The sequence below is a fragment of the Bacillus sp. VA15 genome (assembly GCF_055721145.1).
The window spans coordinates 469,252-482,377 of record NZ_JBVQPQ010000002.1; the positions used below are offsets into that span (position 1 = coordinate 469,252).

General features: G+C 41.2%; 15 protein-coding genes. 5 read left to right on the forward strand and 10 right to left on the reverse strand.

Annotated features, from left to right (window positions below; genetic code table 11):
* Positions 1-10: 10 nt before the first annotated feature.
* From AC0DBE_RS07270 to AC0DBE_RS07285, 4 genes are read right to left on the reverse strand one after another with little or no spacing between them, the layout of a single operon-like run.
* Positions 11-304 carry a zf-HC2 domain-containing protein gene (locus AC0DBE_RS07270; RefSeq protein ID WP_087987137.1) on the reverse strand — a complete coding sequence of 98 codons (294 nt, stop codon included), beginning with the start codon at positions 302-304 and terminating at the stop codon, positions 11-13.
* Positions 301-822, reverse strand: a complete 522-nt coding sequence (gene ylaC, locus AC0DBE_RS07275; protein WP_041521160.1) for an RNA polymerase sigma factor YlaC — start codon at positions 820-822, stop codon at positions 301-303. Before ylaC ends, AC0DBE_RS07270 begins: the two co-directional genes overlap by 4 nt.
* Positions 822-1,091, reverse strand: coding sequence for a hypothetical protein (locus AC0DBE_RS07280; protein WP_087987138.1), 270 nt, complete (start codon positions 1,089-1,091; stop codon positions 822-824). Before AC0DBE_RS07280 ends, ylaC begins: the two co-directional genes overlap by 1 nt.
* Positions 1,081-3,021 (reverse strand): hypothetical protein, encoded by a 1,941-nt coding sequence (locus AC0DBE_RS07285; RefSeq protein WP_472961617.1) that lies wholly within the window; start codon positions 3,019-3,021, stop codon positions 1,081-1,083. Before AC0DBE_RS07285 ends, AC0DBE_RS07280 begins: the two co-directional genes overlap by 11 nt.
* A 286-nt stretch (positions 3,022-3,307) precedes the next feature.
* Here AC0DBE_RS07285 and nprE point away from each other — a divergent pair, with 286 nt between their 5' ends.
* Both nprE and AC0DBE_RS07295 read left to right on the forward strand, forming a co-directional pair.
* Entirely contained in the window at positions 3,308-4,873 is a 1,566-nt protein-coding gene (gene nprE / locus AC0DBE_RS07290) for a neutral metalloprotease NprE (RefSeq protein WP_014113669.1), read from the forward strand.
* Positions 4,874-5,312: 439 nt separating this feature from the next.
* Positions 5,313-6,227, forward strand: coding sequence for a class I SAM-dependent methyltransferase (locus AC0DBE_RS07295; RefSeq protein WP_472961620.1), 915 nt, complete (start codon positions 5,313-5,315; stop codon positions 6,225-6,227).
* 76 nt (positions 6,228-6,303) lie between these two features.
* On the opposite strand, the gene AC0DBE_RS07300 is transcribed toward AC0DBE_RS07295, so the two are convergent.
* The 3 genes from AC0DBE_RS07300 to AC0DBE_RS07310 all read right to left on the reverse strand — a co-directional run bounded on the left by AC0DBE_RS07300 (position 6,304) and on the right by AC0DBE_RS07310 (position 7,881).
* Positions 6,304-6,732 (reverse strand): GNAT family N-acetyltransferase, encoded by a 429-nt coding sequence (locus AC0DBE_RS07300; RefSeq protein WP_014113667.1) that lies wholly within the window; start codon positions 6,730-6,732, stop codon positions 6,304-6,306.
* A gap of 25 nt (positions 6,733-6,757) precedes the next feature.
* Positions 6,758-7,555: an inositol-1-monophosphatase gene (suhB, locus tag AC0DBE_RS07305; protein ID WP_014113666.1), complete on the reverse strand. Its 798-nt coding sequence runs from the start codon at positions 7,553-7,555 to the stop codon at positions 6,758-6,760.
* Between the two features lie 137 nt (positions 7,556-7,692).
* Positions 7,693-7,881, reverse strand: a complete 189-nt coding sequence (locus AC0DBE_RS07310; RefSeq protein ID WP_009967148.1) for a hypothetical protein — start codon at positions 7,879-7,881, stop codon at positions 7,693-7,695.
* A gap of 239 nt (positions 7,882-8,120) precedes the next feature.
* Between AC0DBE_RS07310 and AC0DBE_RS07315 the strand changes: the two genes are divergently transcribed.
* The gene (locus tag AC0DBE_RS07315) at positions 8,121-8,759 is read left to right on the forward strand and encodes a YktB family protein (RefSeq protein ID WP_014113665.1); all 639 of its coding nucleotides are present in this window, start codon (positions 8,121-8,123) and stop codon (positions 8,757-8,759) included.
* Between the two features lie 31 nt (positions 8,760-8,790).
* On the opposite strand, the gene AC0DBE_RS07320 is transcribed toward AC0DBE_RS07315, so the two are convergent.
* Entirely contained in the window at positions 8,791-9,057 is a 267-nt protein-coding gene (locus AC0DBE_RS07320) for a UPF0223 family protein (protein ID WP_003221303.1), read from the reverse strand.
* Between the two features lie 184 nt (positions 9,058-9,241).
* Between AC0DBE_RS07320 and speA the strand changes: the two genes are divergently transcribed.
* Positions 9,242-10,714: an arginine decarboxylase gene (gene speA, locus AC0DBE_RS07325; protein WP_014113664.1), complete on the forward strand. Its 1,473-nt coding sequence runs from the start codon at positions 9,242-9,244 to the stop codon at positions 10,712-10,714.
* A gap of 34 nt (positions 10,715-10,748) precedes the next feature.
* On the opposite strand, the gene AC0DBE_RS07330 is transcribed toward speA, so the two are convergent.
* Complete coding sequence (locus AC0DBE_RS07330; protein WP_003232305.1) at positions 10,749-10,868, reverse strand: GapA-binding peptide SR1P; 120 nt, start codon at positions 10,866-10,868, stop codon at positions 10,749-10,751.
* A gap of 422 nt (positions 10,869-11,290) precedes the next feature.
* Between AC0DBE_RS07330 and slp the strand changes: the two genes are divergently transcribed.
* Entirely contained in the window at positions 11,291-11,665 is a 375-nt protein-coding gene (slp, locus tag AC0DBE_RS07335; protein ID WP_061187393.1) for a peptidoglycan-associated lipoprotein Slp, read from the forward strand.
* 44 nt (positions 11,666-11,709) lie between these two features.
* Here slp and lpdA read toward each other — a convergent pair whose 3' ends face one another.
* Entirely contained in the window at positions 11,710-13,122 is a 1,413-nt protein-coding gene (gene lpdA, locus AC0DBE_RS07340; protein ID WP_014113661.1) for a dihydrolipoyl dehydrogenase, read from the reverse strand.
* Positions 13,123-13,126 lie beyond the last annotated feature (4 nt).

Below are 13,126 nucleotides of genomic sequence, written 5' to 3' on the forward strand. Positions count from 1 at the left end.
GCGCTTTTCTTTATATCAGCAGTTTGATGATGAGCATCACGGCAACCGCCGCTCCAAACCAGCAGGCAGCTTTAACGATTAGCAAACCGTAGTACCTCTGTTTAAACCGCATTTCTTCTTCCAGCAGAAAAGCCTCCACAACGGCCAGTCCGCCTTCCAATTCAAAAGGCTCAGCCATCATGTCATACATTTCTCTGCAGCTGCTGCAGGTCTTTATATGCTCTTTAATGACGTGTTCCGTTTCTCTTTTACAATCACCTTCAAGATACAGAGGAAGCAGGTCTCTTACTAGAAAGCAGGTCATATCCGCTCCTCCTCTCTTCTTTTCGTCATGCTTTTCTTTAGCTCTAATCTGGCCCGGTGAAGTGTGGTTTTCACCTTTGAAAGACTCCATCCTAATATCTCAGCGATTTCTTCATAAGAAAGCTCTTGGAATTCTCTTAAAATCAAAACGGATTGATGCTGATCCTTTAACTGGAGGAGTTCCTGCCTTAGGGTTTCACTTTTTACCGTCCGCGACAAATACTGTTCAGGCTGCTCATAAGTTGTTTGCGTTAATCCTTCATTCTTGCTGATATCAGTAAATTGGTATTTGACATCCCTGCGGTACCAATTGACAAAGGTGTGATGTGCAATGGTGTAAAGCCACGTTCTGATGGAAGAATGTCCCCTAAACGAAGCCAAGCCGTTAAGAGCTTTCAAAAACGTGTCCTGCGCTAAGTCCTTGGCTGTTTCAAGGTGATGAGTCCTTCTATATAAATAATTTAAAATTTCTTGGTAATACTGTCGATACAAATCTTCAATAGAATCCCTACGCTTCATTAAAAGTAAAACCACACCGTCATCCAAATGGCCAATAATATGAAACAGATATACATGGAAGACAGGTATACTTTCATATGTCTTATTTGGCTCTCTTCTTCAGCACCCGGGCTTCTCTCTGAACAAGATTCACTCTTTAAGGATTCCGCATTCTTTTGGTATAGGGGCTCATGCTGTTCCATCCATTCCATTGATTCGTCCTCTAGCTCTCCTTCTTTATATAGGTCATATAAATCTAAAAATACAGACTCCTTTTCTTTATGTTTCATAAAGATTTTTCACCTCTTGTGTTTCTCCATCCACCACATAAGCATCATGGCGGTTTGAGCCAAATGGCTGAATAATGATCAGCCATGCATAATAGCATTCATTCCCTCTTTGAACGATGATCGGACGCATTCGTTTTTTGTAAATAACATCCTGGTATGCAGAAGCTACTTTTTCATAAGCCAATTTTCCATCACGATACGTATACGTAAATGCCTTATCGGGTGTATCGCTGTAAACATAAACGTTTAGCATCCCTTGATCTTCATAAAACTCATACGCATTAGAAGAATCAGAATATACCACTTTATCACTCTGCCTACTTTTTTTCTTGATTTCTGATACATCAGCACCGAAGACCAATAACATCTGCTGCAGCAGCCGGTCGTTTGTCAATGAAATATTCTTTTTCACAGGAAGCGAAAGATTTTGTAAACAGCCGGAGTCGGTCTCAAAGTTCAAAACAATTCCATCTTTTGTTTCAACTCGAACTAAGCTTCCAAGCAGGCTGTCGCTTTCAATATCTGTGATTTGATAAGGCTGTTTCGGTATTTTTAAAGCTGTAAACATTCCCTTCACTTTATCGTGTATATCTTGTTCTGTGATATGAACATGTCGAAGAGAATCAAGCTGATAAATCGAAGGGTCTTCACTAAAGCCCATTAAGGTTTCCTTTTCCCAATAAAATACTGTGCCATCATCAGCATTATCTTTTTTATGAAATTGATTTTTCAGGAATATACGAACGACTGTCTGGCCGTCTTCTTTAGATACCTTTGTTTCAATATGATCCTTATTTAACACACGTCCGTGTTGCTCAAGGAAAGCGATGGACTTCCGTACGTACTCCTGATCAGCCAGCGTCTTCCCCTTCGGCTTTTTCAAGTACTGATAATTGCGAATCATTTGGGATACTTCATCGACGTCTGCCTCATAGCTCATACTTTCAAATGAGTAGAAATAATGCACATCCATGTTTGTATCGTGCAAATACAATGTCTCATCCGCAGGAAAAAATGTCTTTAGAATCTGTTCCGCTTTTTCAGATGAAATGTGTTCTCCTACAAAATTGAATGAATCATGGACATTTGCTGGCTTTGATAAAGCGAAAGCAGCCGTTCCTAAGTTATATATTGGATTTAAGAGCAAGATAAAAAATACAATAACAGCCATCGTCAGCCACTTATTCACGCGCACATAAATCTTTCCCGACTTATTGAGCAGATGATAACTCATCAAAAATCCCGCCATTGTCAAATAAATTGTATATGGCATCACTGCACCATAGTCTTTCGAGATTTGACTGGGATACGGCGCAAGCACCAGGACAAGCAGGGCGATAATCATCGTATAAAATAAACCTAATAAAATCTTATTTGTTCTCCAATACTGTTTGAAAAACAGTACATTCAAAACAATAGGAAGAATGATGATGAAAAACAGAAACACGAATTCAATCGGCTCGATCCCATCAGGATATTCCTTCCAATACGAAAAGAAACTGAATACCATTTGTACGATCGGCAAACTGACAACGGCAAGATCGAATGTATAAAACATGCCTTTTCCGCCATGATCACGAAGCATCAGCATATAGTGAAAAGCCGTCAGCAGAACATACCCGTATAACAAAAAATGCAGCAGCGGCAGCAGTTCATTTCCGTCCTCTCTGATGTAAGCGCTGGTGAAATTTGTTGCTTGCACCTGGTGAATGAGTTCAACAGACACCCCCGTCAGCAACACAATTCGCAATATAACACCTGCCAAGAACATTGTGCGGTACCGGTTTATTTTAGGATGATGCACCAATAGATATAAGCCCGCCAGAACAACAATTGACCATTGGATCAGCAAGGTGCTTTGTCGGCTTAATATAAAATAACGTTCGAAATGCAATACATAATGACTGAATAACTCCAACACGAACAACAATCCTTTACTTCTTATTAAGGCCTCATCCGGTTAGACAGCCGGCTTTTCAAAAAGTTTCAATAATCAACAAACATTTCTTCTCTTTCCTTTGATATGTAAATAGACACAACACTTGCAATGAGACATCACATGACACTTGACTCATCTTGAAATTATTTAACAAAAATAAACACAGGACAATTCTATCAATTTTGTCTAGTTATGTTAGTTTTTGTTGAGTATTCCAGAATGCTAGTTTAATATAACAATATAAAGATTTCAGTATTTTCAAAAAGGGGGATTTATTGTGGGTTTAGGTAAGAAATTGTCTGTTGCTGTCGCTGCTTCGTTTATGAGTTTGTCAATCAGCCTTCCTGGTGTTCAGGCTGCTGAAAGTCATCAGCTTAAAGAGAATCAAACAAATTTCCTCTCCAAAAATGCAATTGCACAATCAGAGCTCTCTGCACCAAATGACAAGGCCGTCAAACAGTTTTTGAAAAAGAACAGCAACATTTTCAAAGGTGATCCTGCCAAAAGGCTGAAGCTTGTTGAAAGCACGACTGACGCCCTTGGGTACAAGCACTTTCGATATGCGCCTGTAATCAACGGAGTGCCTATTAAAGATTCACAAGTGATCGTTCACGTCGATAAATCCGATAATGTCTATGCGGTCAATGGTGAATTACAAAATCAATCTGCTGCAAAAACAGAAAACAGCCAAAAAGTCTCTTCTGAAAAAGCGCTGGCACTCGCTTTCAAAGCGATCGGCAAATCACCAGACGCTGTTTCTAACGGAACAGCCAAAAACAGCAATAAAGCCGAGTTAAAAGCCGTAGAAACAAAGGACGGCAGCTATCGTCTTGCTTACGACGTGACGATTCGCTATATCGAACCTGAACCTGCCAACTGGGAAGTCTTAGTTGATGCTGAAACAGGCAGTATAGTAAAACAGCAAAACAAAGTAGAACATGCTGCTGCCACTGGAAGCGGAACAACGCTAAAGGGCGCAACTGTTCCTTTGAACATCTCTTATGAAAGCGGAAAATACGTTCTAAGAGATCTTTCAAAACCAACAGGCACTCAAATCATTACATATGACTTGCAAAACAGACAAAGCCGCCTTCCGGGAACGCTTGTCTCAAGTACAACAAATACATTCACATCTTCATCACAGCGGGCAGCCGTTGACGCCCACTATAATCTCGGTAAAGTGTACGATTATTTTTATTCGACATTTAAACGGAACAGCTATGATAACAAAGGCAGTAAAATCGTTTCTTCCGTTCACTACGGCACTCGGTACAATAATGCTGCATGGACAGGAGACCAAATGATTTACGGTGACGGCGACGGTTCATTCTTCTCTCCGCTTTCCGGTTCATTAGATGTGACAGCACATGAAATGACACATGGCGTCACTCAAGAAACGGCCAACCTGATTTATGAAAATCAGCCAGGGGCATTAAACGAATCTTTCTCTGACGTATTCGGTTATTTTAACGATACAGAAGACTGGGATATCGGTGAAGACATTACAGTCAGCCAGCCTGCTCTCCGCAGCCTGTCCAATCCAACAAAATACGATCAGCCTGACAATTACGCCAATTACAGAAACCTCCCAAATACAGATGAAGGCGATTATGGCGGCGTACACATAAACAGCGGAATTCCAAATAAAGCCGCTTACAATACCATAACAAAGCTTGGTGTCTCTAAATCACAGCAGATCTATTACCGTGCGTTAACAACGTACCTCACGCCTTCTTCGACGTTCAAAGATGCCAAGGCAGCTCTTATTCAATCTGCCCGTGATCTGTACGGGTCAACTGATGCCGCTAAAGTTGAAGCAGCCTGGAATGCTGTTGGATTGTAATGTTAAAAAAAGCCTGAGATCCCTCAGGCTTTTTTCCGTTACATATTTTGCTTTCTCTCTTCGTTGTAAGCATCATCATTCACCCCGAAAGGATGATACCATGAGAATCAGCAGCCGCTGCTGATTTGCAAAAGAGAAGTACACAGCCGCAAGCGTGCAGTACAGGAAGCAGCGATGCTGTCTTCCCCGCTCAGCTGCAAAGATGCGAAAGCAGCAGTAAGCCAACGATGCAGTATACAATATTAATCCGGGCTAAGGGGAGATTCTTCCGGCAGACACTTGGCTCAGGTGAAATAAATGAAGATCACACGATCGAAGAAAGAGCAAAAACATTGACAAAAATTTTTATTTATGCTATAATTTACTATTAATATATTTGTAGGTATAATAAGATTCTCCTGGCCAGGGGAATCTTATTTTTTTATGGGAGGATCATTTCATGAGGAATAATGAGTCCAGCTTAACGTCTTTGGTTTCAGCTTTTGCCCGTTCATATCATAGCCGATATGACACGTCTCTCATTTTTGATGATTTTATTGCAAAAGACCTCATTAATGAAAAAGAGTTTACAAACATCCGCGAGAATATGATTCAAGGAATATCGTTTTTCAGCAAAGAGATGGCCGAACGTCTGCAAAATGATCCTGAAAAAATATTAAAATGGGTTACCCAAATCCAGCTGTCGCCTACGCCCTTAGCACGTGCTGCGTATTGTGAAAAAGTTTTACACAACGAATTGACGCTGGGGGCAAAACAGTATGTCATTCTTGGGGCCGGACTGGATACTTTCTGTTTTCGGCATCCTGAATTGGAAAACAGCTTACAAGTTTTCGAGATTGATCATCCGGCTACACAGCAATTCAAAAAAAATAAGCTGAAAGATGCAAATCTGACAATTCCGGGACATCTTCACTTTGTTCCTATGGATTTTACCAAAACGTTTTCGTATCAGCCTCTTATAGATGAAGGATTTGAAAACACAAAAACATTCTTCAGCCTTCTGGGAGTGTCTTATTATTTAACGAGAGAAGAAAATGCAAGCTTGATCAGAAATTTATTTTCTCATGTCCCATCAGGAAGCTCTATCGTTTTTGATTATGCTGACGAAACACTTTTTACAGCAAAAGGAACGTCAAATAGAGTTGAACATATGGTAAAAATGGCTGCCGCAAGCGGAGAACCGATGAAATCGTGTTTCACTTATCAAGAAATTGAAATTCAGTTAGAATCATCAGGTTTACTTATCTATGAACATCTATCACCAGACGATATTAATGACCAATTCTTCAACAATCGAACAGACGATTTGTCAGCGTTTGAAACGATTCATTATATTCATGCGGTGAAAAAATAATTTTTTATCATCAGATGCCTCTCAATTTTTGGGAGGCTTTTTATGGTACTGGCATACAACAAATAAGCTGCCGTTATCAGACGGCAGCTTCTGCTAAAGGCTTCACCATGATCATAAATGATTTGCCTGTCTCATCTTTCTCCGTTTTCAGCTGTTCAAAGCCGCATTGGCTCAAAAACAGTATCCATTCACTCCGGTCAATGGGAACTGCCGCAAACATCGCTTTATGTTTGGCTCCGAGCAATTTGCTGATCTGTTCAATGATCATCCTCGCATGCCCCTTTTTTTCTTCAGCCGGGTCAATCAGCACCGTTCCAAGCCACGGCTTTCCGTTGGAAGGCGCCCACTCGAGATGATAGCTGACGGCAACAGGCTGACCGTCTTTTTCCCATATAAGCCATGATCCGTTGTACATGGAGTAGGAGATCATATAGCTTTCTGCATCTTTCTCCCCAAACTCCTCCTCTTTCCATACAGGATGAGCCTCCGCGAGCTTCTCTAACAAGCAGAGGTCATCCTGTTCAAACGGCCTACTTTTGAGCATGAAGATACTCTTCAAATATCGTTTTATGTATGGATGGATTTCCGGCCAGCACACTGTGATTTTCTAAAAAGGTAAACGGCTCTCCCTCTATGGTCGTATAGATGCCCCCAACTTCATTTAACAGCACACATCCGGCTGCATAATCCCATGGTGCAAGCCGCATCGTGATGTAAGCATCTATTCTTCCTGCCGCGACATTTGCCAGCTCTAAAGCGGCAGAACCGTAGGAGCGTGTGCCTCTGACTCTTTTTACAAGGGGCGCTAACACACTTGGATCAATTCTTCTGTTTTCCGTTACCCATGTCGCATTAATGGCAAGAATCGCTTCTTCAATGGCAGTTTCTTTTAAAGGAGCCAGCTTCGTTTCATTCATATAAGCTCCTCTGCCGCTAAATGCGTGATAGAGCTCATCATGCACCACATCATAAATTAAACCGATTCTTCCTTCTCCGTTTTCAAAAATTCCAATTGAAATCGCAAAATTTCTTTGCTGATGCACAAAATTCATCGTCCCGTCAATCGGGTCGATAATCCAGACGACTCCCTCCAGTGAGTGGAGTTTGTCTCCTTGTCCTTCTTCGCCGAGTATACGGTGTCCCGGAAACGTTTCTTGAATGCGTTCAATGAAAAACTTTTCCGTTTCTTTATCAATATTGGTGACTAAATCATTCGGATTTGATTTCGTTTCAATTGTCAGGCTTTCATTCATGGATTGTTTAATTCTCGTGCCTGCTTCTCTTACCCATTTCTTTGCAATCTCATCAATTTCCGTCCAATTTGTCATTCGTGCGTACCTCTCTTCTATGTAGACCTTTATTTTATAGGATACTGATAACGGCGGTGAAAAAGCAAGGAAAATGAAAAATATCCCTTCTCACGTAAAAACGAACCATTCATGCGGTTCGTTTTCACTATCGCTTTTTACCCGTTAAGACGAATCCATTCTTTTCTGAGTCGCTCAAGTTTGTTTTTGCTTTGTTCAATCTGTTCTTCATTTTCTTTTTGCATTGCTTCATATAGGGTTGCCAATTCATAATCAACCTCTAGTCTCCAGACAGCTACACGATTGTTTTTCTCTTCCTTAAATCCCTCTTTTACAACTTGCCTCATTGTCTTTCGCCCCTTCCAGAGATCATTTGTTTGTAAAAAAGCATCCCATTTTGCCATTCAACAATGATTACTTCTTATATCGTATGATTGTTCTATTTACGCGTAACATGATTCTGAAAATTGTGTGTTTACCTATTCGTTTATTACCTCATTTCTCCTTTCTTCAAACGCGCTCAATCTTTTTGACGCTCGTATGAACTGTGATAAAATATGTTTACTTAGCATGAAGGAGGAAAATCATGACACAAATGCGTTTTACGGAAGAAGACTTTAACACATTTACAATAGAAGGCTTAGACGCGCGCATGGAGGTATTAAAAGAGACGGTCCGTCCAAAGCTAACAGCTCTAGGCGAACATTTTGCCCCAACTTTATCAGCTTTAACCGGAGATGAAATGTTTCCTCATGTGGCCAAGCACGCAAGAAGATCCGTCAATCCCCCTGCTGACAGCTGGGTCGCATTCGCAAACAGCAAAAGAGGCTATAAAAAACTGCCGCATTTTCAGATTGGTTTATGGGAAACCCACGTATTTGTGTGGTTCGCGATTATATATGAATCCCCTATTAAAGAAGAATACGGCAAATTGCTTGAAGCGAATCAGGAAACCATTACTAAGAATATCCCTGACAGCTTCGTTTGGTCCGCAGATCACACAAAACCGGGAGTACATAAGCAGTCTGAAATGGACAAGGAACAGCTGAAGACGCTGTTTGAGCGTTTGCAGACTGTAAAAAAAGCTGAGCTGTTATGCGGCATCCAGCTTCAAAAAGAAGAAGTGCTGAATATGAATAACCATGAATTCCTTCAGCGTATCGATGATGCCTTTAAGCAGCTTGCTTTTCTGTACCGTTTCACCCAAAAAGTATCACAAGCATAAAAAAGAGCCGGAGTATCCCCCGGCTCTTTTCTTACATCTTAATCTTCGCCTGATCAGATTCCCTCGCCTGTTTGACCGTGCGATAAGGAGAGTATGTACTTTGTTCTTCAAACTCGCCGCATATCTTTTTTTCCTCAGCCTTTCCCGGTACAATTTCCTTGAAACGGCGGTAAGCTTTAAGCAGTTCTTCACGATCTGCACCTTTTTCATATGCAAGCTCAACCTGCTGGAAAAACGCGATCACATCCACTGCTTCTTCGGTTGTCCAATCTTCATTCATCGGATATTGGTATTCCATTTTCTTCACTCCTTATAGATTTGCTTCCCTTAGGAGAAAGCATCTTCAATTGATCATAAATTGTTCTTTACATTCTTTCAAGTTCATAATATAATTCATTTGTTTTACGTCTAAAAAACGGTTGAGAAACTGATTTTAATACACACTATTATGCATAGGTATGATTACAAAGGTGGGAAAACAATTGTCGCAACATGAAACACCCTTATACACAGGACTGAAAAAGCATGCAAGCAGACAGCCTGTTCAATTCCACATTCCCGGCCATAAAAAAGGGGCAGGAATGGACCCAGAATTCCGACAATTTATCGGTGAAAACGCGTTAAGCATAGATTTAATCAATATTGAACCATTAGACGACCTGCACGCGCCAAAAGGCATCATTAAACAGGCACAGGATCTGGCGGCTGAAGCATTTGGCGCAGACCACACATTTTTTTCTGTTCAAGGAACAAGCGGCGCCATTATGACAATGGTGATGGCTGTTTGCGGACCTGGGGATAAAATTATTATTCCAAGAAATGTGCACAAATCAATTATGACAGCTATTGTATTTTCCGGAGCGATCCCAATCTTTATTCATCCTGAAATTGACAATGAGTTGGGCATCTCCCACGGCATTACACTTGAATCTGCCAAACGGGCGCTTACCGAGCATCCAGATGCAAAAGGGCTTCTCGTCATCAACCCGACATATTTCGGTGTTGCAGCCGACTTAAAAAGCATCGTAGAACTCGCTCATTCGTTTGATGTGCCGGTGCTTGTTGATGAGGCACACGGCGTTCACATTCACTTTCACGATGAATTGCCGCTTTCAGCCATGCAGGCAGGAGCAGACATAGCAGCGACTAGTGTACACAAGCTGGGTGGATCACTGACGCAAAGCTCTATTTTAAACATGAGAGAGGGCCTTGTATCCAAAGACAGAGTGCAATCCATTCTGAGCATGCTGACAACAACGTCAACTTCTTATTTGCTTCTCGCCTCTCTGGATGTTGCCAGAAAACGCCTTGCGACAGAAGGCCATCAGCTTGCTGAGGAGACACTGAAGCTTGCCAACCAGACGAGAGATCGCCTCAATCAGATTGAAGGCATTTATTGTGTCGGTTCTGAGATTCTTGTTTCAAAAGCAGCTTACAGCTATGACCCGACAAAATTGATTATCTCTGTTAAAAATCTTGGACTCACAGGTCATGACGTTGAAAAATGGCTTCGTGAATCCTTTAATATTGAAGTTGAGCTTTCTGATCTGTACAATATTTTGTGTATTTTCACCCCTGGTGACAGCCAAAATGATGCAGACCGGCTTGTAGAGGCTTTAACAGAGATTGCACATCATATGTCAGAAAAAGATGTAACACATCAGCAAACTGAAGTTCTTCTCCCGGAAATTCCTTTATTGGCAATGACTCCGCGTGATGCTTTCTATGCAAATACGGAAGTCATCCCCTTAAAAGAAGCATCCGGACGGATTATCGCTGAATTTGTAATGGTATATCCTCCTGGTATTCCAATCTTCATTCCAGGTGAAATTATTACAGAAGACAACATCAGCTACATTTTCAAGAACCTTGACGCAGGTCTCCCTGTTCAAGGACCTGAAGACTCAACTTTAAACATGATCCGGGTCATCAAAGAACAAAAAGCGATTCAATAAATAAAAAGCATGCGGCTTGAGCCGCATGCTTTTTTTACTCTTCATCAACAGGACATTGACATTGTCCGCAGCATGTTCCGTATAATGTAGTCACTTTCTCATCTTCAAAGTAATGAATGGCTTCGTTGCAATCTTGGCAAACAATTGTACCCATCTCTCATTCCCCATTTCTTTGAAATTTGAAAACGCTTAATTTCTTTTGTTGCTATTATATTAATATGTCACATTTAAAATGTCAACAACTAACTGTATAACACATTTAATTTGGATGTCGTTATATATAGCGTATTTTTTCATTTTTCATCATATAATATTTTCTTTTCATACAGCAGCGTTAATCGATACATATGCCAAAACACATAACATGATTTCATGTTTTTTTGAACTTTTATGAAAGAACGCAGCAATAAATTCTATATACCCCCAGATTGCTATTTTAAACGATGGATATGATATGTAATCTCACTTTAAAAACGGTTTCAATTATATAACAATTAGGTAACAAGGAGCAGATTACGCTGCCTCTCATGATAAACTAAAGCTAGTTTACTATTGTTTATACAGAGGAGAAGATAGATGCGATATCGCGCGGTATTCCCCATACTGATAATAGTATTTGCTTTATCGGGCTGTACGCTTTCCACCATCAATCCGGTGAAAAAAAGCCGGATTGACAACATTCATCATACACAAATCCTGTTTTTTTCTGATGAGAACCAAATTGACCAGGAAGCGCCATATTACGATGCACTGCTTGATTTAGAAAAAGATTATCCCGAGCAAATAGATAAAATGAAGGTCTATGCTAACAAAGAAGGCTGGGAAGATGAGATTGAAACCGTCCCTACCCTTATGGTCGTTGATGAGCGTCATGTCGTGGTGAAAATAGAGGGATGCGTGAAAAAGAAAGAAGACATCATTAAACCATTGCAGCATGTGCTGTCAAAATAAAAAAACAGCCCCGCTTTAAGCGAGGGCTGTTTTTGATATAAGCATTATTTTACGATGTGAATCGGGCTTCCGATTGCCACTTCAGCTGCTTCCATTGTGATTTCGCCCAATGTTGGGTGAGCGTGAATTGTCATCGCGATATCTTCGGCAGTCATGCCGCCTTCGATCGCTAAGCTTAATTCAGAAATCATATCAGAAGCACTTGCGCCGGCGATTTGCGCACCGATCACAAGACCGTCCTCTTTACGAGTGATCAGCTTCATGAAGCCGTCTGTTTCGTTAAGAGAAAGTGCACGGCCGTTTGCTGCAAATGGGAATTTAGCAGCAACAATGTCAAGACCTTCTTCTTTCGCCTGTGCTTCAGTGTAACCAACTGATGCGAGTTCAGGCTCAGAGAAGACAACCGCAGGAATTCCAAGGTAATCGATTTCTGCAGGCTCTCCAGCGATAGCTTCTGCAGCGATTTTACCTTCGTAAGATGCTTTGTGAGCAAGCGGCGGTCCTTCGATGATATCACCGATTGCATAAATGTTAGGTACGTTTGTGCGGCACTGTTTGTCAGTTTTCACAACACCGCGGTCCGTCATTTCAATACCGACTTGCTCAAGACCAAGCTCATCAGTGTTTGGACGGCGTCCTACTGTAATCAGTACGTAATCAGCATCAACAGTTTTTTCTTCGCCTTTTACCTCAAAAGTAACTGTTACGCCGTCTGGTCTTTCTTCAACGCCTTTAGCCATCGCATTTGTATGGATTTCAACGTTGCCTTTTTTCTTCAGTCTGCGTGTAACAAGAGAACTCATTTGTTTTTCGAAGCCAGGAAGAATTTCATCTCCGCCTTCAAGAATAACAAGCTCAGTGCCAAAGTTAGCATACGCAGTTCCAAGCTCAGTTCCGATGTAGCCGCCGCCGATAACAACGAGCTTTTTAGGAATTTCTTTAAGAGCCAAAGCGCCTGTTGAATTTAGGACACGCTCAGTATATTTGAAGTTTGGCAATTCGATAGGACGAGAACCAGTTGCAATAATTGCATTTTTGAACGTGTATGTTTGAGCAGAGTTCTCATCCATAACACGAACTGAATTGCTGTCTACAAAGTAAGCTTCACCTTTTACAACATCTACTTTGTTCCCTTTAAGAAGACCTGCAACACCGCCAGTAAGCTTGTTTACAACAGAAGTTTTCCATTCTTGAACTTTTGTGAAATCAACTGATACGTTCTCAGCAGTGATCCCCATGTCGTCAGAATGCTTTGCATTCTCATAACGGTGGCCTGCATTGATCAGCGCTTTTGAAGGGATACATCCAACGTTTAGACAAACGCCCCCAAGAGTTGCTTTTTCAACGACTGTTACTTTTTGTCCAAGCTGTGCAGCGCGGATGGCAGCTACATAGCCGCCAGGTCCCGCACCAATTACAAGAGTATCTGTTTCAATAGGGAAATCTCCTACTACCATAACA